We start from the raw sequence: 22,501 nt of genomic DNA, 5'->3' as shown, positions 1-22,501 counted from the left end.
ACACGACCGAGTCAGGACGCCCAGCCCCAGCCGCTCCAGACGGGATATCAGCACATCGCTTCAACCGGCCAGCCCCGCCAAAAGCAACGGCATTGGCCTTAAAGGCGTGGGGGGACCCCCATCGCGAGCGCCTGCGCGACCGTCGACTTGCCGGCGGCCATCACGCCCGTGATGAGGACGACTCCCTCGAACACGTCCTCGAACACCCTCAACTGCCTTCCGGGACCCGCCGTCTAGTAGCCGTACTGCCCGTACTGCTGCTCGGCCGTCGCCGTCACCACCGCCGCCTGCGGGCGGATCGGCAGCCGGTTCACCGGGCGGCCCGTCGCGGCGCGTACGGCGGCGGCGATCGCGGCCGGGGACGTGACCACCGGTACCGCGCTGACCGCCTTCGCCCCGAAGGGGGCGACCACGTCACGCTCCTCGACGAGTTTCACGATCTTGATGTCGGGGGTGTCCAGGGCGGTGGGCAGGGCGTAGCCGGTGAGGTCGGGGTGGCGGATCAACCCGCGCGCGGTGCGCAGGTTCTCCGTCAACGCGATGCCTACGCCCTGGGTGACACCGCCCTCGATACGGGCGACCAGCTGGGTCGGGTTCAGGATCCGGCCGACGTCCTGGGCGAGGGCCAGTTCGACGACCCTCACCGAGCCCAGTTCGATGTCTACGTCGACGACCGCGCGGATCGCGCAGAAGGCGAGCCCTACGAAGGCGTCGCCCTGGCCCGCCTCGTCCAGGGGCTCGGTCGGGTGCGGGCGGCACTGGGCGGTGGCCCACAGTTCCTTGCCGTCCAGGGCCTCGGTGACGGTCGTCGAGAGGACACCGTCGTAGGAGGTGATCTTGCCGTCGGTGATCTGGAGGAGCTCGGTCGACATCCCGAACTTGTGCGCCAGGGGCTGGAGGAGCTGGGTGCGGACCATCTTCGCGGCCCGTTCGACCGCGCCGCCCGATACCCAGGTATGACGTCCTCGGCATCCGGGGCCAGCGGGAGGCTGATCGGTGTCTACGGGGGCGACGTGCACCTCGTCGATGCCGAGGGTCTCCTGGACGATCTGGCGGGCCAGCGTGGTGAAACCCTGGCCCGTTTCGACAGCCGCGCACAGGACCGTCGCGATGCCGTCGTGGACCTTCACGGTGGCCGTGGAGACCTCGTCCGCGCCCTCCGCGCCGAGCATGTGCACCATGCCGAGGCCGTAGCCGACGCCCCGGCGCACCGCGCCCGGTTCGCCCGCGCCCTCTGGTCCTCCGGGCAGCAGCCACTCGTCCTCGGGGGTGTCCTTGGGGAGCTGCGGCAACGGGAAGTCCCGTACGGCCTGGAGGAGTTCGGCGACCGGCGCCGGGCAGGTCACCGTCTGGCCGGTGGGGAGGACGTCCCCGGTGGCCATCGCGTTGCGCAGGCGCAGCTCCGCCGGGTCCATGGCGAGCTTCTTGGCGAGCTTGTCCATCTGCGCCTCGTAGGCGGCGCAGACCTGCATGGCGCCCTCGCCGCGCACATGCCCCGAAGGCGGGTTGTTCGTGCGGACGGCCCAGCCCTCGATGAAGGCGTTCGGGACGACGTACGGGCCGCAGGCGAAGGACACGGCGGCGGCCAGGGCCTCCGAGGAGGTGTCGGCGTAGGCGCCCGCGTCGAGCAGCACCTGGGCCTCGACCTTGACCAGCCGGCCGTCCTCGTCGGCGTGGTGGCGGTAGCGCAGGAGCGTGGGGTGACGGTGGGTGTGGCCGAGGAAGGACTCCTCGCGCGTGGCGGTGAGTTTGACCGGGCAGCCGGTCTTCAACGCGAGCAGTCCGAGCGGGAGTTGGAAGCCCTGGTCCTCGCGGTCGGCGGTGGCTCCGGGGACGCCGGTGACGACGACCTTCACGCGGTCGGGCTCCAGGCCGTAGCACGCGGCGGCCGTGTCGCGGTCGGTGTGCGGGTCCGTGGAGGCGATGTACAGCTCGACGCCGCCGTCGGGGCGGGGCACGGCGAGACCGGCCTCGGCGCCGATGGGGGCGGGGTCCTGGCGGCCGATGCGGTACAGGCCCTCCACGACGATGTCGGCGGCCGCGTCCGGGTCGCCGTGGCGCAGCGGGATGTGCCGGATCAGGTTGCCGTCGGGGTGCAGCGGTTCGGCCTCGAAGGCCTGCTCGGGGTCGGTCACCGGGTCGAGCACCTCGTACTCGACCATGATGGCCGCGGCGGCCATCCGCGCGGTGTCGGGGTGGTCGGCGGCGACGGCCGCGATGGGCTCCCCGTGGTGGCGTACCACCTCGGAGGCGAACACCGGGCGGTCGGCGGTGCCGCGGCCGTAGAGGTCCCGGCCCGGCACGTCCTCGTGGGTGATGACGGCCCGTACGCCCGGCATGTCGCGCGCGTGGGACGTGTCGACCGACAGGATGCGCGCGTGCGGGTGCGGTGAGCGCAGGACGGCCGCCCAGAGCAGTCCCTCGGCCCACAGGTCGGCCGCGTACGGGAAGGTGCCCTCGGTCTTGGCCCGGGCGTCGGCGGCCGGCAGCGAGGCGCCCAGGCCGTGGCCCGGATGCTCCGGGGCAGGGGCGGCCTCCGTGGTCGCGGTGGCGGCTTCGTTGCTCACGCCTGACCTCCGTCCTGGCCGTACACCTGGTCCTGCGTGCGCGGGGACTCGAACGCCGACTGGTGGACACCACCGGCTCCGGGGCCCGCCTGATGGGGAATACGCGCCTCGTCGCCGTCCGACTCAGGTTCGGCGGCAGCGGCGTGCGCCTCACGCTCGGCGACGACTTCCTGCACGGCGTCCAGGACACCCCGGTAGCCGGAGCAGCGGCACAGGTTGCCGCACAGGGCCTGGCGGGCCTCCAGTTCGGTGGGCGCGGGGTTGCCCTCCAGGAGGTCGTGCACGGTCATCGCCATACCGGGCACGCAGAAACCGCACTGCACGGCACCGCACTTGGCGAGCGCCCGCTGCACGTCCGAGGGCTGCCCCTCGACGGCGAGACCCTCGACCGTACGGACCTCGGAGCCGGCGGCGGTGACGGCGGGCACCAGGCAGGAGGCGACGAGCCGTCCGTCGACCTGGACGTTGCAGGCCCCGCACTCGCCCTGCGAGCAGCCGTCCTTGGCGCCCGCGAGGCCGAGGCGTTCGCGCAGCACGTAGAGCAGCGACTCGCCGATCCAGGCGTCGGTGACGGGCCGGTCGGCGCCGTTGACGCGCAACACGTAGGAGGCGAGCGGGTGTTCCTCGCCGGGGATCTTCGGGGCGGGCTCGGCGGACTCGTCCGACTCGTCCGCGTCCGAAGCCGTCACGGGCTCCTCAGCGGCCTCCGGGGCGACTTCGGTGCCGTCGGACGCGTCGGCCGCCGCGGAGGCGTCAGCGAGCCTCTCGGCAGCCCCCTCGACCCCTTCGGCATCGCCGCCCGCCGCGCCGTTCTCGTCGGCCGACTGCGCGTCGCCCGCGGCGAGTTCGGCGGAGGCGTCGTCGTGACGGTCGCCGCGCGCGTCCCCGTACGGGTCGGTGGCGGCCTCGCTGCGGGCGTGCGCGTACGGGTCGCTGCCCTGGGGTTCCTCGTACGGGCGGCGGGTCGACTCGGTGGCCGGGTGCGCCTCGGACCGGTCGGCCGGGTGTGCAACGCCGCGCCCGTCGGTGCCCGTCGCCGCGTACGCCGTGCCCCGGCCGTCGGTACCGCTCGCGGGGTAGGCCGTGCCCCGCCCGTCGGTGCCCGTCGCCGGGTAGGCCGCGCCTCGGCCGTCGGTGTGCTCGGCCGGGTGCGCGTCGGGCTGTCCGGGCCGTTCCGCGACGTCCGCGCCGGACGCCTGCTGTGCCCAGTTCTGGCCCGCGCCGTCCGTCGCCCAGGGCGCGGGCGCGCCGCCGGGCAGGGTGGCCGGCGGGGTGCCGCCCCACTGCTCGACCAGGGCCGAGGTGGTGAACTCGCCCGATTCGTCCGGGAGATCACCGCCGGCCACGGGGATCGACCACTCGCCGGTCACATCGCGACCGGGGGCGCCGCCCGCGTCCGGGGCGTTGGTGTCCTGGAAGGTCCACTGGCCGGTGGACCCGGGGTGGTAGGCGAACCGGCCGTCGCCGGCCGTCCCCTGCTGCTGTGCGGCGTTCGGGTCGGGCCACTGGACGCCCTCGGCGGGCCTGGCCCAGGAGCCGGTGTCCGAGGGCTCGGTGTCCGAGCCGGGGGTGGCCGTTATGGGCGGCGGCACATAGCCGTGCCCGGGGGCGGCCAGGAGGGCGTCGATGCCCCCTTCGGGGAGTTTCACGAAGGCCGTTGCGCCGTCGTCGTAGTCGCCCTGGGGCAGCGGGTCCCAGCGTCCGCCGCCCTGGGGGGTGCCCTCTCCGTGCTGGTCGTCGGTCACGACAGCGCCCTCCCGAGTGCTCGTCGGGCCAGTGCGGCGACGGTGCGCCGCAGGTGCAGTACCGCGGGCGGAAGCTGTTCCACGGAGCCGTCCTCGGCCGGTGCCGGGTCGGGGATGCAGGCCGCGGCGACGTACTCCCCGAAGGCGCTCAGAGCCTCGGGGACGATCGTGCGGCTGTTGTCCCAGTCGATCAGCCGGGCCACCCACTGCTCGGCGTCCAGCGGTCTGAGCGGCATCGGCGCTATGGCTCCGACGGCGCACCTGACCCCGCGCCTGGCGGGGTCGAGGACGACCGCGACGGACGCGACCGAGCGCCCGGGGCCGGTCCGGCCGGTGGCCTTCAGGAAGACCTGCGGGGCGTGCAGCAGCGGCACGCGCACGAAGCCGATGAGTTCGCCGCCGCGCAGCATCTCCACGCCGGCCAGGAGGTGCGACACCGGGATCTCCCGGCGGGCTCCGCCCTGGCCCGCGATGATCAGCGTCGCCTCCAGGGCGGCCAGTACGGGCAGCGCGTCACCGGTGGGCGCGGCCGAGGCGATGTTGCCGCCCAGGGTGCCCGCGTTGCGGATCTGCGGCGGGCCCGCGGCACGCGCGGAGGCGGCTAGCGCCGGGATCAGGGCGGCGAAGTCGGGGCGGCCCATGCGGGCGTGCGTGAGCCCCGCGCCGAGCAGCGCGTGCCCGTCCTGGTACTGCCAGCCCCGGATCTCGCTGATCCGGCCGAGACCGACCAGCGCGCTGGGCCTGAGCTGGCCGGAGTTGACGGCCGCCATGAGGTCGGTGCCGCCGGCCACGGGAACGGCCGTGGGCAGGTCTGTGAGCGCCGCCACGGCCTCGTCCAGCGTCGTGGGCAGCGTGACGGACTGCCCCGCCTGCGCTGCGTGCGTGGTCAAACCGGCTGCCCCTTCCCGCTGCCCCACCTGGTCCCACCTGTTGCTGCCGTACGGTACGTGCTGACAGGGCGGACGTGGCAACTCTGGCACATCTTCGCAAGACCCGAGCGCGGGGGTCTGCTAGGAGGCATTCGCCCGTCTCATCAGGGAGATGGTCCGTTTTCGTACGGCATCACCGGTACGCGCGTATTGCCACTCATCGGTGACTCCTGGGGGCTTTTTCCCTTACGTGTTCGCCGCGTTCCTACGCGTTCGGGGGCGGCCCGTCCTTGGGTCGTCCGAGCACTCCGGGGCGGCGCTGCCACGGCAGGGGGCCGGTGGGCGGACGGTAGGCGACCCCCAGGGCGTCGAGTCTCGGATAGTGAGCGGTCATCCGGCGCTCGAAATCGGCGAAGTCCCGTTCCGCGGACGCCGGCAGCGCGCTCCAGGCGACCTCGGCGAACGCGGCCAGCCTGGGGAACGTCTGGTAGTCCACGCGTGCGTGATCCTCCATCACCTCGGTCCACACGTTGGCCTGCGTACCCAGCACATGGCGGGCCTCGGCCGCGCTGAGCTGCTCCGGGACCGGCTCGAAGCGGTAGACGTCCTCCAGGGTGCGCACATGGGCGATCGGCACCGGCTCGTCCTCTCCGGGGGCCTGGCGCCAGTCCAAGTACACATGTTGTTCAGGGCACATGACGACGTCGTGGCCCGCGCGGGCGGCGGTGATCCCGCCCTCGTAGCCGCGCCAGGACGACACGACGGCCCCGTCCGCGAGACCGCCCTCCAGGATCTCGTCCCAGCCGACGAGCCTTCTCCCGCGCGCGGAGAGCCACTTGTCGAAGTGTCCGATGAACCACGACTGCAACTCGTCCTCGTCCGCGAGCCCGAGTTCCGCGATCCGCGCCTGTGCGGTCGCCGACTGCTTCCACTGGTCCCTGGGGCATTCGTCGCCCCCGACGTGAATGAACTCCGAGGGGAACAGGTCCAGCAGTTCCTCGAACACCCCCTCGTAGAAGCGGAGGGTGTTGTCAGTGGGGGCGAGTACGTTCGGGTTGATGCCCCAGGTGTCCCAGACGGAGAGGGAGTTGCCCCCTGTGATCGATGCAGCGATGACGTCGGTGTTGCCGAGTTCCGGATACGCGGCGATGGCGGCCTGCGAGTGTCCCGGTACGTCGATTTCGGGAACCACGGTGATATGCCGCTCAGCTGCGTAGGCGACGATCTCGCGGATGTCGTCCTGCGTGTAGTAGCCCCCGTGGGGCTTGTCGTCCCACAGGGGTGAGGCACGGTGGCCGAATTTCGTGCGGGCCCGCCAGGAGCCGATCTCGGTCAGCTTCGGGTACCGCTTGATCTGTACGCGCCAGCCCTGATCGTCCGTCAAGTGGAAGTGGAAGACGTTGAGTTTGTGCGCCGCCATCAGATCCAGGTAGCGCAGGACGCCTTCCTTGGGCATGAAGTGCCGGGCGACGTCGAGCATGAGGCCGCGCCAGGGGAATCGGGGGGAGTCCTGGATGGTGAGGTGGGGCACGGCCCAGGTGCGGTCGCGGTCGAGCGGAGCCCTGCGGTACGCGTCGGAGCCGAGGAGCTGACGGAGCGTCTGGGCGCCCCAGAAGACACCGGCCGGGCCGCCGCCCTCAATGAAGACCCCGTCCGAGTCGCTGACGAGGCGGTACTCCTCGGAGCCGAGCGCGTCGTCGAGTTGGAGCGCGATGCCGCCGTCGCGGGCGTCGTCGAGTTCCCGCCCCTCGTGCAGCGGAAGACCGGTGGCCTGCTGGAGGACGGTGCGCAGCCAGTTGCCGACGCCTTCCGTCGCGTCGCCGGCGTAGAGCTTGGAGCGCCTCGTCAGCCGCACCTCGCCGGAACCGGCGGCAACACTGCCGGGCTGAGGAATCAGTTCGGTCACGTCAGTCCTTAACCGCTCCGCCCAGCCCCGAGACCAGACGTCGCTGTACGAGTACGAAGAACACCAGCACCGGAATCGTCATCACCGTGGAGGCCGCCATGACCCCGCCCCAGTCCGGGTCGTCGGGCTTGTAGAAGACGAGGAGTGCCATCGGCAGGGTCGACTGGGAGGTGTCGCTGATGATGAAGGACTTGGCGAACAGGAAGTCGTTCCAGGCCGAGATGAAGGAAAACACGCTCGTGGCGACCAGCCCCGGGAAGACGAGCGGGAAAAGGATCTGCCACAGGAATCGCGTCCGGCTCGCCCCGTCGATGTACGCGGCCTCCTCCAGCGCGTCCGGTACCGCTTTCACGAACCCCCGCAGCATCCAGATCGCGAACGGCAGCGAGAACGCGATCTGAGGCAGGATCAGCGACCCCAGGGTGTTCAGCAGCCCGAGCCCCCGCATGGTGAAGAACAGGGGGATCGTCAGCGCTTCCACGGGCACCATCTGGGCCACCAGGAACATGATCAGGAGGGTGGTCCGGAAGCGGAACCGGAATCGCGTCACCGCCGTCGCGGCGAGAAAGGCGATCAGCGCCGAGACGACGACCACCGAGCCCGCCACGACAAGGCTGTTGACGAAGTATCGGCCGAATTCCTGCTGCCCGAACACGCGCCGGAACGAGTCCAGAGAGGGCGCGAGCGTCCACGGCCGAGGCTCGCTCGACTCGATCTCCCCGGCCGGTTTGAAGGCGCTGAGCACCATCCAATAGAGGGGGAAGGCGACGACGATCGCGATCAGCAGCGCCGACGCCTCGGCCGCGAGCCGCCAGGGCCGCCGTACGAAACCGCGGAGCGTACTCACAACTCCTCCCCCTGCCTGCGGAGCAGGCGCAGATAGACCAGCGTGACGGCGAGCAGCATCAGCAGCATGACGACGCCGATCGCCGAGCCGAGGCTGTACTTCGAGGACGCGAACGCCTGTTGGTAGGCGTACACGTTGAGGACGAGGTTCTGGCCCGCGATGCCGCCGCCGTTGGTCATGACGTAGATCTGGGTGAAGACCTTGAAGTCCCAGATGACGGACTGGATGGTGACGACGGTCAGGATCGGCCGGAGCATCGGCGTCAGCACGGACCGCCAGATGCGCCACTGCGAGGCGCCGTCCAGGGCCGCGGCCTCCAGTACCTCGGAGGGCACGGCGCGGATGCCGGCGTAGACCGTCACCATCACGAACGGGAAGGAGCACCACACCACTTCGAGCAGCACGAGGAAGAACGCGCTCAGCCGCCCGTACGTCCAGGAGTGGTCACCGAGCCCCAGGATCCGGTTCACCGGCCCGAAGTCCGGGTCGAACAGCAGCAACCAGACCGTCGACCCGGTGACGGCAGGCGTGGCCCAGGCACCGAGCGCGGCCAGCATCAACACGAGCCGTGGCAACGCCCGCACCCGAGTGAGCAACACCGCGAGCGCACACCCGACAGCGAGCGTCGACACGACACACGCCCCCGCGAACAACACCGTAGCCACCAGCACTTGCCAGAACTGACTGTCCGAGAACAGTGCGGAGTAGTTCCCGAACCCCTCGAAGGTCGTCGGCTCCCCACCACTGACCTGAGCCTGCGTGTACTGGAAGAAGGAGATCAACCCGAGCTGATAGATGGGGTAGACGAGCAACCCACCAAGGACGACAAGAGCCGGGGCGAGATACAACCAAGGGGTCGTCCAACCCCCCTGGGGGCGCGGGGCTGTGCTGAATTTGCGGCTACCGCCGCGTGGGCGCGACAAGCCACGCCGAACCCGCACTCGCGAACGCTCCACACCGACCGAGCTATTGGGCGCCACCGGTCAACCCGCGGAGCTGAACGCGGAGTTCATCTTCGTCGCCGCATCCCCCGAAGCCCCAGCCACACTCTTCTTCCCGCTGATGACCTCCTGCAGCATCGTCGGCACCACCAACGACGAGTCGATCTCCGACCAACCCGGTGACGCGGGAACGAACTTCGTCCCCGCGGCCAACGTCTCCACGAACGGCTTCTCGAACGGCATCCTCGCCGCGGCAGCGTCACGGACGTCCGTGAACGTCGGCAGGAACCCCATCGCGTCGAACATCGAGGCCTGCGTCGCCTTCGAGGTGAGCTGCTCCATGAGATCGACCGCGAGCGTGCGGTGCGAAGTGCTCTTCAGGACACCGATGTTGTTGCCCCCGGCGAACGCGGGAGCGACCGACCCGGACGCGACACCGGGCAACGGCACGACCGCGTACTTGCCCTTGACCTTGCCCGCCTCGACCGCGCTGTGGCTGAAGTCGCCGCCGATCGCCATGCCCGCCTTGCCGGCCGCGAACGCGGTGATCGTGTCGTTGCCGCCCATCACCGCGCACTTGGCGGCGGGACAGTTGTCGCTCGTGAAGAGCGAGGTGTAGGCCTTGATGCCCTTCTGGGCGGCGGCGCTGTCGATCGCGGAGGTGTACGTGCCGTTCTTCGCCGTGGCGAGTTCGCCGCCGTTGGCCCACACGAAGGGCATCGCGCCGTACGTGTAGGCGCCGCCCACGACGAGGCCGTAGAGGTCGGACTTCGCCTTGTGGATCTTCCGGGCGGTGGCCGCCAACTCGGCCATGGTCTTGGGGGGTTGGAGGCCCAGGTCCTTGAAGACGTCGATGCGGTAGTAGAGGGCGCGGACGCCGACGTAGAACGGGGAGCCGTACAGCTTGCCGTCGACCGTGACGGACTGCTTGGCGGTCGGGTCGGTGTCCTTGGCCTCGCTCCAGGCGCCGAACTCCTTGGTGACGTCGAGGAGTCCGCCGTCGTGGACGTAACCGGCCGTGTCGGTGTTGCCGTACTCCATGACGTCGGGCGCGGACTTCGGGTCGTTGAAGGCGGCCTTGACGCGCTGGGCGCGGGTGTCGATCGGGATGTACTCGACGTCCACCTCGGTGTCCTTGTGGGCCTTCTCGAAGGCGGCCACTACGGAGTCGACGACCTTCGCCTTCGGGTCGTTGCCGACCTCCTGGAAGAGCCACACCCGCAGGGTGCCGCTCGTGTCGTCCTGGTCGGAGGACGAGTTGTCGGAGGTCTGGGGCGCGCAGCCGGCGACGACAGCGGCGGCTGCCAGGAGTACGGCGAATCTGGGGGCGAGCTTCATGGAGCGTTCCTCCGGGAATCCGGGCGTGAATCCGGGCGTGCGTTGCAACATATGCAATGGGCGTTTCGCTCTGCACAACACCACGGAGATTAAGGAGTAGATGAACGCGGCCACAAGAGGTCTCAACCACTTCGTGACACGCGAAAGATCGCCGAAAAGCCGTCGAAACATGAGAAAGGCCCTCGGGGCGCACCGAAGTGCGCCCCGAGGGCCTCAGAAACCGAGAGCCTCGGAAAGTCGGGCCGGCCGAACGACTACTTGTCGCCGCCCTTGCCCTTGTCGCCGTCCCCGCCCGAGCCCATGGACTCGTAGATCTCCTTGCACATGGGACACACCGGGTACTTCTTCGGGTCGCGGCCCGGTACCCAGACCTTCCCGCACAACGCCACCACGGGAGTGCCGTCGAGGGCGCTCGCCATGATCTTGTCCTTCTGGACGTAATGGGCGAAGCGCTCATGGTCCCCGTCACCGTGCGACACCTGGGGCGTCGGCTCTACGAGGGTCCCCGTACCAGTCCCGCGCTCGGGCTCAAGAGTGCTCATAGGGCCAAGGGTACTGAAGCTCGGGGGCATCAGTTCCGCCAAGGGCCGTTCAGTTCAGGGAAGGGTCGTCCGGATACGTCGCCACCATCGCCAGCTCGCTGCGCTGGCGGCGCAGCACCTCGCGCCAGAGTCTCTCCGGGGCCGGCGACGACACGTCCCCGGGCTCCGACTCGACGACGTACCAGGCGCCGTCCACCAGTTCGTCCTCCAGTTGCCCGGGCCCCCAGCCGGCGTACCCGGCGAAGATCCGCAGCGAGCCGAGCGCGGAGGCCAGCAGTTCCGGCGGTGCCTCCAGGTCGACGAGTCCGATCGCGCCGTGCACCCGCCGCCAGCCGAGCGGGGCGCGCTCGGCGGACGACGCGCCGCCCGGGATGACGGCGACGCCGAGGGCCGAGTCCAACTGGACCGGGCCGCCCTGGAAGACGACTCCCGGCTCACCGGCGAGATCCCCCCAGCCCTCCAGGATGTCGCCGACGTCCACGGGGGTCGGGCGGTTGAGGACGACACCGAGGGAGCCCTCCTCGTCGTGGTCGAGAAGGAGCACCACCGCGCGGTCGAAGTTCGGGTCCGCCAGGGCGGGTGTTGCCACGAGCAACCGCCCTGTGAGCGAGGACACCTCGGTCATGCCAGACATGATCCCGCATCTTCGCCGTGATGGGGGAGCCAATGTGGGTACCCGAGTGAATGCAGCTCAGGGCGCACCGATGCGTTCGCCGCGCACACGACACCCCGTGACCCCATGTGCCCGATTGGGAACGGTTCGTGTTGTGACACAGCTATGACGTGGCTGAGCGGTCCTTGGGCTTTCTGAAGGGGGGTGGGCGGCCATTACGCTTACGTCTTCGGCCCCTGCCCAACTCCACGGAACGCGAGATTCATGACCGTCAACGGCTCAGACGACGTACTGCTTGTCCACGGCGGAACCCCGCTCGAGGGCGAGATCCGTGTCCGCGGTGCGAAGAACCTCGTACCCAAGGCCATGGTCGCCGCCCTGTTGGGCAGTGAGCCAAGTCGACTGCGCAACGTACCGGACATCCGTGACGTTCGTGTCGTACGCGGACTGCTGCAACTGCACGGGGTGACGGTCCGTCCGGGTGAGGAGCCGGGCGAGCTGGTGCTCGATCCGTCGCACGTCGAGAGCGCCAACGTCGCCGACATCGATGCCCACGCGGGTTCGTCGCGCATCCCGATCCTGTTCTGCGGTCCGCTGCTCCACCGACTGGGGCACGCGTTCATCCCGGGTCTCGGCGGCTGCGACATCGGCGGCCGGCCGATCGACTTCCACTTCGAGGTGCTGCGGCAGTTCGGCGCGAAGATCGAGAAGCGGGCGGACGGCCAGTACCTGGAGGCTCCGCAGCGGCTGCGCGGCACCAAGATCCAGCTGCCGTACCCGTCCGTCGGCGCGACCGAGCAGGTGCTGCTGACCGCGGTGCTGGCGGAGGGCGTCACCGAACTCGCCAACGCGGCCGTGGAACCGGAGATCGAGGACCTCATCTGCGTACTGCAGAAGATGGGCGCGATCATCGCCATGGACACCGACCGGACGATCCGCATCACCGGTGTGGACTCGCTCGGCGGCTACACCCACGCGGCCCTCCCGGACCGCCTCGAGGCCGCGTCCTGGGCGTCGGCGGCGCTGGCGACCGAGGGCAACATCTACGTCCGGGGCGCGCAGCAGCGCTCGATGATGACGTTCCTCAACACCTACCGGAAGGTGGGCGGTGCCTTCGCGATCGACGACGAGGGCATCCGCTTCTGGCACCCCGGTGGCCAGTTGAAGTCCATCGCGCTCGAAACGGACGTGCACCCGGGCTTCCAGACGGACTGGCAGCAGCCGCTGGTCGTCGCGCTGACGCAGGCGACCGGCCTCTCCATCGTGCACGAGACGGTCTACGAGTCCCGGCTCGGCTTCACCTCCGCGCTCAACCAGATGGGCGCGCACATCCAGCTCTACCGCGAGTGCCTTGGCGGCTCGCACTGCCGCTTCGGCCAGCGCAACTTCCTGCACTCGGCGGTCGTCTCGGGCCCGACCCGCCTCCAGGGCGCCGACCTGGTCATCCCCGACCTCCGCGGCGGCTTCTCGTACCTCATCGCGGCGCTGGCGGCCCAGGGCACGTCCCGCGTCCACGGCATCGACCTCATCAACCGCGGCTACGAGAACTTCATGGAGAAGCTCGTGGAGCTCGGCGCGAAGGTCGAACTCCCGGGCAAGGCGCTCGGCTAGCGGCAACTGTCGTACGAACGTCGATGGGGCGGCCACCCGGACTCGGGTGGCCGCCCCTGTCGGCGTTGTGCTGAGCGCCCCAAAGGGGCGCGGGGAACTGCGCGACCAGCCACGGCTGACCCGCAGTCGCCCACGGCGCCAAGCCGTAACGGCGAACAGGCGCCCTTACTTACCCTTGGCGGCTTCCTTGAGCTTGCTGCCCGCGGACACCTTGACGCTGTAACCGGCGGGGATGTTGATCGGGTCGCCGGTCTGCGGGTTGCGCGCGGTGCGAGCGGCACGGTGGGTGCGCTCGAAGGTCAGGAAGCCGGGGATGGTGACCTTCTCGTCGCCCTTGGAGACGATCTCGCCGACGGTCTCGGCGAACGCGGCCAGAACGGCGTCGGCGTCCTTGCGGGTCACCTCGGCACGGTCGGCCAGCGCGGCCACCAGCTCACTGCGGTTCATGTTGTACTCCCGTGTTCTTCTTGCCGTTTGAGGCGTGCCACGCGGCGGAGCCGCATATCGGGCACGGTGAAGCCGATGCTGCCAGGGTCCTCGGTGAGTCCCCGGACCCGGGTCCGTCGTCCAGACCCTCGCGCCCGAAGACGCATCCTGCCCCTACCTGCGGCGGGAAAGCCAATCCGGCACCCGTAGGAGTCGCGAGAACACCCTTGGGAGTCACACGAAGAGCGCCACCGCATCAGCGTGGTGACGCTTCGTCGGCTCCCGGCGGCGAGGGCCCAGGCCTGGACAGGCCCGAACCTGGCCGCCACGATAAACGGCCGCCGAAGGCCCCGGGTTCCGCGACGCGCCGATGTGCGGGCGGCCGTGGCGATCCTCACAACCGCCGCACACCCACCGACCGAGGGGCCGGGACGGACCTACGACGCGGCGGGCGCCGTCGCTCCCGCGGCCTTCGCGGCGTCGCGCACCGCGCCGGCGACCGCGCCCGCGACCTTGTCGTTGAAGACGCTGGGGATGATGTAGTTCGCGTTCAGCTCGTCCTCGGACACCACGTTCGCGAGTGCGGTCGCGGCGGCGAGCATCATCTCCGTGTTGACGGTGCGGGACTGCGCGTCCAGCAGACCGCGGAAGACACCCGGGAAGACCAGCACGTTGTTGATCTGGTTCGGGAAGTCCGACCGGCCGGTGGCCACGACAGCCGCCGTCTGACGGGCGATCGTCGGGTCGACCTCGGGGTCCGGGTTCGCGAGCGCGAACACGATCGCGCCCTCGGCCATCGCGGCCACGTCGTCGCCGTCGAGGACGTTCGGGGCGGAGACACCGACGAAGACGTCGGCGCCGCGCACGGCCTCCTTCAGCGTGCCCGTCAGGCCCTCGACGTTGGTGTTGTCGGCGATCCAGCGCAGCGGCGAGTCGGGCTTGGCGTCGACCAGGTCCTCGCGGTCGGCGTGCACGACGCCGTGGATGTCGGCGACGACCGCGTTCTTGACGCCGGCGGCGAGCAGCAGCTTGAGGATGGCCGTACCGGCCGCGCCCGCGCCGGACATGACGACCCGGATGTCACCGATGCCCTTGCCGGCCACCCGCAGCGCGTTCGTCAACGCGGCGAGGACGACGATCGCGGTGCCGTGCTGGTCGTCGTGGAAGACGGGGATGTCGAGGGCCTCGCGCAGCCGGGCCTCGATCTCGAAGCAGCGCGGCGCGGAGATGTCCTCCAGGTTGATGCCGGCGAAGCCCGGGGCGATCGCCTTGACGATCGCGACGATCTCGTCGGTGTCCTGGGTGTCCAGGCAGAGCGGCCAGGCGTCGATGCCGGCGAAGCGCTTGAACAGGGCCGCCTTGCCCTCCATGACCGGCAGCGCGGCCATGGGACCGATGTTGCCGAGGCCGAGCACGGCCGAGCCGTCGGTGACGACCGCGACGGAGTTGCGCTTGATGGTGAGGCGGCGCGCGTCCTCGGGGTTCTCCGCGATCGCCATGCACACGCGGGCCACGCCCGGGGTGTAGATCATGGAGAGGTCGTCACGGTTGCGGATCGGGTGCTTGGACTGCATCTCGATCTTGCCGCCGAGGTGCATGAGGAACGTACGGTCCGAGACCTTGCCCAGCGTGACGCCCTCGATGCCGCGCAACTGCTGGACGATCTCGTCGGCGTGGGCGGTGGAGGACGCCGCGATGGTGACGTCGATCCGGAGCTTCTCGTGGCCGGAGGCGGTCACGTCGAGGCCGGTCACCGAGCCTCCGTGGGACTCCACGGCCGTGGTGATCTGGGATACCGCCGTTCCGCTGGCGGGCACCTCCAGACGGACCGTGATCGAGTAGGAGACGCTGGGCGCCGTAGCCATGGCCGACTTCCTCTGCTTTCACCGTTGAGCTGAGTACGCGCTCCGATGGTCGCACCTACTGCCGGGTAGGCGTTAGCCGCCCCCGATTGCGAACGTTTTGTTCGCGAGAAAAAGAGGCCCCCGCCACTTTTCCCGTGACGGGGGCCTCTCTCGCGTTCAGTGACACCGACCCGCCATGCTCGCCTCGCGGCAAGTGGTCGCTCTAAGCGACGAAGGTTGGGCCCGGGGGCTTGGATCGGGCCGGTGTCACATCCAGGCTAACAAACAGATCCCGTAAGACCATTCCCATCCCGAGAGTTCATATAAAGCACCCCTGGGTGAGTACCTGGATCAGTCCCTGAGAAGGTCCGGCACCCCGTTCGCGTCGGGCTCGTCCCGCTCGGCGGAGACGACCGTGAGCTGCTGGGTCGCGCGGGTGAGGGCGACGTACAGGACCCGCAGGCCGGCGGGCGACTCGTCGGCGATCTCCGCCGGCGAGACGACGACCGTCGCGTCGTACTCCAGACCCTTGGCCTCCAGGCTGCCGAGGGCGACGACCCGGTCACCGAGGCCGGTGAGCCAACGGCGGGCCTCCTCACGGCGGTTCATGGCGACGACCACGCCGACTGTGCCGTCGACCTGGTCGAGCAGCCGGGCGGCCTCCGCGCGGACCGACTCCGACAACGAGTTCCGTACGACGGCGCTGTGCTCATTGTTCGTAGCCACGAAACGGGGCTTCACTCCGGTCGAACGGACCGCGGACGGCGACTCGGAGCCGGGCATGGCCAGGGCCAGGACCTTGGCCGCCAGCTCCGCGATCTCCGCCGGGTTGCGGTAGTTGACGGTGAGGGTGAAGCGGCGGCGGGGGCGGGAGCCGAGTGCCTCGTCACGGGCCTCGGCGGCCTCGTCGGGGTCGGACCAGGAGGACTGGGCCGGGTCCCCCACGACCGTCCAGGTGGCGTGCCGGCCGCGGCGGCCGACCATGCGCCACTGCATCGGGGTGAGGTCCTGGGCCTCGTCCACGATGACGTGCGCGTACTCGACGCGCTCCTGGGCGAGCCGCTCGGCCCGTTCGCGCTGCGACTCCTCACGCGTCGGCATCAGCTCCTCCAGGCCGGTGAGCTGGTCCAGCGGGTCCAGGTCGCGCCGCTTGCGGGGGCGGGCCGGGGTGCCGAGGATCGCCTGGAGTTCGTCGAGGATCGCCACGTCGTGGACCGAGAGGCCGTCCCGCTTCAGCGCGCGGGCGACCCTGCGGACCTCGCCGGGGTTGAGGATGCGCCGGGCCCAGCGGCCGAGTTTCCGTTCGTCGGACATCGACGCCAGGACGGTGCGCGGCGTGAGTTCGGGCCACCACGCGTCGAGGAACGCGATGAAGTCGTCCTCGCTGGCGATGTCCTCGTCGAAGGACGAGCGCAGTTCGGCGGCCAGTTCGGGATCGGTATGCCGGCCGGCCGAACCGGAGCGCTCCCACAGGGCGTCCAGCAGCAGCTTGCGGGCGCGCGGCCGCAGCATGTTGACGGGCGCCGTACCGCTGAGGGCACTCTGCCGGACGCGCTCCAGATCGACGGCCTCCAGTTCGAGCCGCCGCCCGAAGGCGACGACCCGCAGCCGGGCCGGTGCCTCGCTCGCTTCCAGGGCACCGCGCGCGGCCTTCCGCAAGACGCGGAGCATGCGGTACGAGCCCTTGGCGCGGGCCACGGCCGGGGAGTCGTACAGGGTGGCCTCGGCGCCGTCGACCAGCGAGCCGATGGCCCGGATGGCGACCTGGCCCTCCTCGCCGAGGGACGGCAGGACGCCCTCCGTGTACGCGACGAGCAGCGGGGTCGGCGAGACGATGAGGATGCCGCCCGCGTACCGGCGCCGGTCCTGGTAGAGCAGGTAGGCGGCGCGGTGCAGGGCGACGGCCGTCTTCCCGGTGCCCGGGCCGCCCTCGACATAGGTCACCGAGGCGGCGGGGGCGCGGATCACCAGGTCCTGCTCGGCCTGGATGGACGCCACGATGTCGCGCATGGTGTGGCTGCGGGCCTGGCCGAGCGCGGCCATCAGGGCGCCGTCGCCGATGACGGCCAGTTGCTCGCCTTCGAGGAAGGCGGTCAGCTCCGGCCGCATCAGGTCGTCCTCGACCCCGAGCACCCGCCGCCCCTTGGACCGGATGACGCGTCTGCGTACGACCCGCCCCGGGTCGACCGGGGTCGAGCGGTAGAAGGGCGCCGCGGCGGGCGCCCGCCAGTCGATGACCAGCGGCGCGTACTCGGAGTCGAGGACTCCGATCCGGCCGATGTGCAGGGTCTCGGCGATGTCGGCGGTGCTGTCGTCCCGCACGGAGCCTTCGGCCGGTTCTACGGCGGTGTAGGCGCCGTCTGGTCCCTTCTTGCCGTCCTCGCCGAGCAGGAGGTCGATCCTGCCGAAGAGGAAGTCCTCGAACTCGTTGTTGAGCCGGTTGAGATGGATGCCGGCGCGGAACACCTGTGCGTCCCGTTCGGCGAGCGCGCCGGGCGTGCCGACCTGGCCGCGCTTGGCCGCGTCGTTCATGAGGAACTCTGCCTCGTGGATCTTCTCCTCAAGCCGCCGGTACACCCGGTCCAGGTGTGCCTGTTCGACGCTGATCTCCCGGTCCCGTAGCGAATCCTGGGCGGATTTGTCGGACACCGTGTCGAGCGCGGTTTCCTGTTGAGCCTGTGCGGCCACCGGGCCCCCTTCTGACGTGCTGGGCAGCCGTCAACCGTACGCGAAAAAAGGCCTCCGTAGCGAGGGGCCTGCCCGGTGGATCTTGACAAAGACGCGGGGCCCGGCACGCGCACCTTCCGCGTTCCGGGCCCCACACACCACAACCGGCCGGTTGTTACGTGCTTTACGCGTCGACCGCCACGAGCTTCTTGCCGTCGAAGGTCATGACCTCGAAGTGGTCGATCTCGTTCGGTGTGAAGGCCGCGCCGCCCTGGGCGTAGAGCGGGCTCTTGGCCTCCGCCTTGGTGGCGTTGGCGATGCCGTAACCCCAGGCCGGGACCGACCAGGAACTCATCGTCTCGCGTTCGCCGTTCTTGCCGACGGCGATCAGGGAGCACTTCAGCGGGCCCTTGACGTTGCTGAGCTCGACGACCCCGAGGGTGCCCCAGTCCTTCTTGGACATCGCCACGGTCGCCGTGACCTTCGTGGTCTTGTCCGTGGCCGAGACCTTGTCGGACAAAGTGTCGAAGGTGGTCTTCGCGGTGGCCACCGCCGGGGTGTCACCCGAGCTGTTGCCGCCGTTGGCCGCGATCACGGCCAGCGGTCCCGCGATGATCAGCGCGGCAGCGGCGGCGATCATGTAGAAACTGCGCCGACGCTTGAGGGCTCGCCGGTCACCGACGTCGTCGACCAGCCGCTCCACCAGTCGTGGACTGGGTTTCGCGGACAGGGACTCGCCGATCGCGGGGGTGCCGGAGCCCGGCAGATCCGCGAGCGCCGCCAGCATCGGTTCCATCCCGGCCAGCTCGTCGAGCTGCTGGGCGCACCATTCGCAGGTGGCGAGATGGGCCTCGAAAGCGGTTGCTTCGGCGTCATCGAGAATCCCGAGGGCGTAAGCGCCGACGGTCTCGTGTTCGTTCGAGCCCTGAGATCCCTGCATGGAACCAGGACTACCCGTTCCGTATCCCCCGTAAATGCTCATGCCGTCACCCCCCGCTCCTCCAGAGCAAGCTTCATCGATCGAAGGGCGTAGAACACCCTTGAGCGCACCGTGCCACTGGGGATGCCAAGCGTCTCGGCCGCCTCATTGACGGTACGTCCCTTGAAGTACGTCTCGACGAGCACCTCCCGGTGGGCCGGGGTCAGGTCGTCCAGCGCGTCAGACAGTGTCATCAGCCACAACGCCTTGTCGATCTCGTCCTCCGCGGGGATGACCTCCAGCGGCGACGGGTCCACCTCCTGCGGCCGGGCCTGCCGGCTGCGGTGCCCGTCGATGACGATGCGCCGAGCGACCGTCACCAGCCAGGGTCGTACCGATCCGGTCGCCCGGTTGAGCTGGCCGGCGTTCTTCCAGGCCCGGATGAGCGTCTCCTGCACCACGTCCTCGGCACGTTGCCGGTCGCCGGCGACGAGCCGCAGCACATAGGCGAGCAAGGGTCCGGCGTGCTCTCGGTACAGGGCACGCATCAGCTCCTCATCAGGTTCCGAGGACTGGGACATGCGATGTCGGGCCCTCGGTGCGTGTTCATTGGCCACGACGGAATCCTTGCGCACGCCCACCTCCGGTGTCCGGGGGTTCCCCCAGTCGGTCGCTCAGGGAGAGGTACGCGGGCCGGTGGGCGAGTGTTCAACGTGAGGCGACAGTTTTCCTGGAAGTGACGTGACGAGCGGGACATGAGTGCACATTCCCACCGTACGATCTTTACATTTCCACCACACGAGCAAGATCACGCGGGCTGCCCGCACCCCGCCGAACTGAAACGCACTGTTGTCGAAATCACTTCGACAATTGACAACCCATCACTTCACAGAAGCCACATATGGGATTCTCAGGCTCGGGCGAGCGCCGCGCGCCGTCGATGCCGGGCCACTCTTTCGCGGTTCCCGCACACCTCGCTGGAGCACCAGCGCCTCCGTCGCCCCCGGGACGTATCGAGATAGACGATCGGGCAGTTGTCCCCCGCGCACTCCCTCAACGAGGCCCGTGCGACCGGATCGGTGAGCAGCTCCACCGCGTCCCTGGCGATCACCGCGAGCAGCGCGGCACACCCCGGCGGACCGTCCAACTGCCGCACCAGCGCGCCGCCTTCGTCGCGTACGGCACGGGGGGCCGGGGGCGCGGCGCGGGCGAGGTCGTTGACGTGGGCGAGGGCGAGTTCGTACGGCCGGCTGTCGGCGGACGCTTTACTGCGGACCAACTGCCCTACTTGCCCGCGGAGTTCACGAAAGCCCACAAGCCAGGCGGAATCGACGTGGGCGAGCGGTGTGGCCGCCGGGACGAGCCCCGAGCGGACGATCCACGCACGCAACGGCTCCGGTGCGTCGAGCCGTTCCTCGGGATGCGTGGTCGCGAGGAGATCCAGACAGATCCGCCCGGCGTCGAAGCGCAGCTCGTACGGGACCATGGTCGAACCCAGTGCCATGTGCCTGTCACCGCCTAGGGATTACCCGGTCGGGGAACCGTTCTCCCTACAGTGCCTGCCCGGTCGCGCGGCCGGAACCCCTCGTACCGAGCGCGCGTGGACGGCCGCGTATGCGCGTGCGCGTCTGGGCGATGTCGGCGGGGGCGCCGGGTCCGTTGACTGGAGGGCATGACAGAGAACGAGAACGGGACCGGCAGGGCGGGTTGGGTACTGGGTGCGGCGACGGTCGCGATGGGGTTGATCGCCGGGGTCTTCTACGTCTTCGCCTGCGCGGTGATGCCGGCGCTGGCGCGCAGCGACGACCGGGTGTTCGTCGAGGTGATGCGGAACATCAACGACGTGATCCAGAACCCGGTGTTCTTCCTGAGCTTCATGGGGGCGCTGCTGCTGACGGCGGTGTCGGCGTGGCAGGCGCGTGGGAGGCCGTACCGGGGTTGGGTGTGGGCGGGGTTGGTCGCGTACGCCCTGGCGTTCCTCGTGACGATCGCCTTCAACATTCCGCTGAACGACCGGCTGGCGGATACGGCGGATGTGGGGGTGGCGCGGGAACGGTTCGAGGACGCGTGGGTGGGGTGGAATGTGGTGCGGGGGGTGTTGTCGACGGCGGCGGTGGGGTGCCTGGCGCGGGCGTTGGTGTCGTACGGGGGATTTCGGCGGGGGGCGGCTTCGCAGCGCGGGGGTCCTGCTCAGCGCAGGGCGACTTCTTGATACAGGCCGGCATGAATCATCCTGTCCGGCACCTTTTCAGCACAGGCCCGCGAATCAGCCCGTCCGGCGTTTGAGGACGAGGCCCTTTCGGGGCCGAAGCGGGGGTCTGGGGGCGGCAGCCCCCAGGGACGCTCACATCAACGCCCCGCACCAACCAGCCCGCATCAACGCCCCGCACCAACACCCGGTCACCCGTCGGAGTACTTCGCGTCCGCCGCCGGATCCAACGCCAGCCGATACCCCCGCTTCACCACCGTCTGAATCAGCTTCGGCGCCCCAAGTGCCGTACGAAGGCGGGCCATTGCCGTCTCTACGGCATGCTCGTCGCGCCCGGCGCCGGGAAGGGCACGGAGGAGTTCAGCGCGGGCGACGACCCAGCCGGGCCGCCGGGACAACGCCCGGAGCAACGACATACCGGCCGGCGGAACCGGCCGTAGCGCACCGTCCACGAGGACCGCGTGGCCGCGGATCTCCACCCGGTGACCCGCGATCGGCAGGGTGCGGGCGCGGCCGGGGAGTTCCTGGCAGAGGAGTTGGACGAGGGGGCCGAGCCGGAAGCGTTCGGGCTGGACCGTGCCGATGCCGTGGTTCTGGAGGGGCAGCGCGGTGACGGGACCGACGCAGGCCGGGAGGACGTCGTGGTTCAGGGCGGCGAGGAGTTCGGGCAGCAGGCCGCGGACCTCGGCCCGGGAGAGCAGCGACGCGGCGGCCGGCGCGCTGGTGAACGTCAGGGCGTCCAGGCCCCGGGAGACCGTGGCGTCCAGGAGCCGGTCCAGCGGGGCGATGTCCTCGGGCGGCATCCACCGGTACACGGGCACGACGACGACCTCGGCGCCACCCGCCCGCAGCGACTCCACGAACCCGGGCAGGGGCTCACCGTGCAGTTGGATACCGACGCGGCGGCCCTCGACACCCTCCTCCAGCAGCCGGTCGAGCACCTCGGCCATGGACTCGGACGAGGGCGACCACTCCTCGGTGAGCCCGGCGGCGCGCACCGCCCCTTTCACCTTGGGCCCGCGGGCGAGCAGTTCCACCCCGCGCAACCGGTCGAGGAGCGCCTCCCCGAGCCCCCACCCGTCGGCGGCCTCGACCCACCCCCGGAACCCGATCGCGGTGGTGGCCACTACGACATCGGGCGCCTGGTCGATCAACTCCTTGGTGGCGGCGAGCAGTTCGCTGTCGTCGGCGAGGGGCACGATGCGCAGCGCGGGCGCGTGCACGACCGCCGCACCGCGCCGCTGGAGCAGTGCCCCCAGCTCGTCGGCGCGGCGCGCGGCGGTGACGCCCACGGTGAACCCGGAGAGGGGCCCGTGCTGGGCGCCTTCCGGTCGCTGCGGTGGTTCGTACATGGCTCTCGTCCCGAACGTAGTCGTACATGCGGTGGTACGTGGAATGACCCGGTGCCTACATGCCGAACGAGCCTGTCAACGGCGCGTGACAGGCTCGGTTCGGCT

At 70.1% G+C, this 22,501-nt stretch carries 18 protein-coding genes and 1 pseudogene; 2 read left to right on the top strand and 17 right to left on the bottom strand.

The window, feature by feature from the left end; all coding sequences use genetic code 11:
- Positions 1-110: 110 nt before the first annotated feature.
- The 10 genes and pseudogenes from ACIRRY_RS47900 to ACIRRY_RS47855 form a co-directional block, all read right to left on the bottom strand.
- Positions 111-194, bottom strand: a pseudogene (locus tag ACIRRY_RS47900) (phosphotransferase); the annotation flags it as partial.
- A gap of 39 nt (positions 195-233) precedes the next feature.
- Positions 234-2,567, bottom strand: coding sequence for a xanthine dehydrogenase family protein molybdopterin-binding subunit (locus ACIRRY_RS47895; protein ID WP_403986117.1), 2,334 nt, complete (start codon positions 2,565-2,567; stop codon positions 234-236).
- Complete coding sequence (locus ACIRRY_RS47890) at positions 2,564-4,312, bottom strand: 2Fe-2S iron-sulfur cluster-binding protein (RefSeq protein WP_403986114.1); 1,749 nt, start codon at positions 4,310-4,312, stop codon at positions 2,564-2,566. The genes ACIRRY_RS47895 and ACIRRY_RS47890 overlap by 4 nt, the downstream gene beginning before the upstream one ends.
- Positions 4,309-5,202, bottom strand: coding sequence for an FAD binding domain-containing protein (locus ACIRRY_RS47885; RefSeq protein ID WP_403986111.1), 894 nt, complete (start codon positions 5,200-5,202; stop codon positions 4,309-4,311). The genes ACIRRY_RS47890 and ACIRRY_RS47885 overlap by 4 nt, the downstream gene beginning before the upstream one ends.
- Before the next feature lie 244 nt (positions 5,203-5,446).
- Complete coding sequence (locus ACIRRY_RS47880; protein ID WP_403986108.1) at positions 5,447-7,087, bottom strand: beta-N-acetylhexosaminidase; 1,641 nt, start codon at positions 7,085-7,087, stop codon at positions 5,447-5,449.
- Between the two features lies 1 nt (position 7,088).
- Entirely contained in the window at positions 7,089-7,934 is an 846-nt protein-coding gene (locus ACIRRY_RS47875) for a carbohydrate ABC transporter permease (protein ID WP_403986105.1), read from the bottom strand.
- Positions 7,931-8,857 (bottom strand): carbohydrate ABC transporter permease, encoded by a 927-nt coding sequence (locus ACIRRY_RS47870; protein WP_403986102.1) that lies wholly within the window; start codon positions 8,855-8,857, stop codon positions 7,931-7,933. Before ACIRRY_RS47870 ends, ACIRRY_RS47875 begins: the two co-directional genes overlap by 4 nt.
- Before the next feature lie 60 nt (positions 8,858-8,917).
- Complete coding sequence (locus tag ACIRRY_RS47865) at positions 8,918-10,213, bottom strand: extracellular solute-binding protein (protein ID WP_403986099.1); 1,296 nt, start codon at positions 10,211-10,213, stop codon at positions 8,918-8,920.
- 254 nt (positions 10,214-10,467) lie between these two features.
- Positions 10,468-10,755 (bottom strand): DUF3039 domain-containing protein, encoded by a 288-nt coding sequence (locus ACIRRY_RS47860; protein ID WP_026178118.1) that lies wholly within the window; start codon positions 10,753-10,755, stop codon positions 10,468-10,470.
- Positions 10,756-10,804: 49 nt separating this feature from the next.
- The gene (locus ACIRRY_RS47855) at positions 10,805-11,380 is read right to left on the bottom strand and encodes a YqgE/AlgH family protein (RefSeq protein ID WP_403986095.1); all 576 of its coding nucleotides are present in this window, start codon (positions 11,378-11,380) and stop codon (positions 10,805-10,807) included.
- Between the two features lie 252 nt (positions 11,381-11,632).
- On the opposite strand from ACIRRY_RS47855, the gene murA reads away from it, so the two are divergent.
- Positions 11,633-12,979, top strand: a complete 1,347-nt coding sequence (gene murA / locus ACIRRY_RS47850; RefSeq protein ID WP_043679363.1) for a UDP-N-acetylglucosamine 1-carboxyvinyltransferase — start codon at positions 11,633-11,635, stop codon at positions 12,977-12,979.
- 165 nt (positions 12,980-13,144) lie between these two features.
- Here the strand turns inward: murA and ACIRRY_RS47845 are convergent, their stop codons facing one another.
- The 6 genes from ACIRRY_RS47845 to ACIRRY_RS47820 all read right to left on the bottom strand — a co-directional run bounded on the left by ACIRRY_RS47845 (position 13,145) and on the right by ACIRRY_RS47820 (position 20,339).
- The gene (locus ACIRRY_RS47845) at positions 13,145-13,426 is read right to left on the bottom strand and encodes an HU family DNA-binding protein (protein WP_019056394.1); all 282 of its coding nucleotides are present in this window, start codon (positions 13,424-13,426) and stop codon (positions 13,145-13,147) included.
- A 416-nt stretch (positions 13,427-13,842) separates the two neighbouring features.
- Positions 13,843-15,270, bottom strand: a complete 1,428-nt coding sequence (locus ACIRRY_RS47840) for an NAD-dependent malic enzyme (RefSeq protein WP_403986092.1) — start codon at positions 15,268-15,270, stop codon at positions 13,843-13,845.
- A 330-nt stretch (positions 15,271-15,600) separates the two neighbouring features.
- A complete protein-coding gene (locus ACIRRY_RS47835) occupies positions 15,601-17,937 on the bottom strand; it encodes a HelD family protein (protein ID WP_403986089.1) in 2,337 nt (778 codons plus the stop codon).
- A gap of 163 nt (positions 17,938-18,100) precedes the next feature.
- On the bottom strand, positions 18,101-18,856 hold the full coding sequence (locus ACIRRY_RS47830; RefSeq protein WP_403986086.1) for an anti-sigma factor family protein: 756 nt from the start codon (positions 18,854-18,856) through the stop codon (positions 18,101-18,103).
- Positions 18,857-18,894: 38 nt separating this feature from the next.
- A complete protein-coding gene (locus ACIRRY_RS47825) occupies positions 18,895-19,416 on the bottom strand; it encodes a sigma-70 family RNA polymerase sigma factor (RefSeq protein ID WP_019056398.1) in 522 nt (173 codons plus the stop codon).
- Positions 19,417-19,745: 329 nt separating this feature from the next.
- A complete protein-coding gene (locus tag ACIRRY_RS47820; protein WP_403986083.1) occupies positions 19,746-20,339 on the bottom strand; it encodes a CGNR zinc finger domain-containing protein in 594 nt (197 codons plus the stop codon).
- A gap of 168 nt (positions 20,340-20,507) precedes the next feature.
- Here ACIRRY_RS47820 and ACIRRY_RS47815 point away from each other — a divergent pair, with 168 nt between their 5' ends.
- The gene (locus tag ACIRRY_RS47815) at positions 20,508-21,047 is read left to right on the top strand and encodes a DUF1772 domain-containing protein (RefSeq protein WP_403986080.1); all 540 of its coding nucleotides are present in this window, start codon (positions 20,508-20,510) and stop codon (positions 21,045-21,047) included.
- A gap of 188 nt (positions 21,048-21,235) precedes the next feature.
- On the opposite strand, the gene ACIRRY_RS47810 is transcribed toward ACIRRY_RS47815, so the two are convergent.
- Positions 21,236-22,396: a uroporphyrinogen-III synthase gene (locus tag ACIRRY_RS47810; protein ID WP_403986077.1), complete on the bottom strand. Its 1,161-nt coding sequence runs from the start codon at positions 22,394-22,396 to the stop codon at positions 21,236-21,238.
- Between the last annotated feature and the right edge of the window lie 105 nt (positions 22,397-22,501).

Origin of the sequence: Streptomyces sp. NPDC101776 (assembly GCF_044766845.1) — a bacterium.
GTDB lineage: Bacteria > Actinomycetota > Actinomycetes > Streptomycetales > Streptomycetaceae > Streptomyces.
This window is presented reverse-complemented; position numbering and strand designations above follow the sequence as displayed.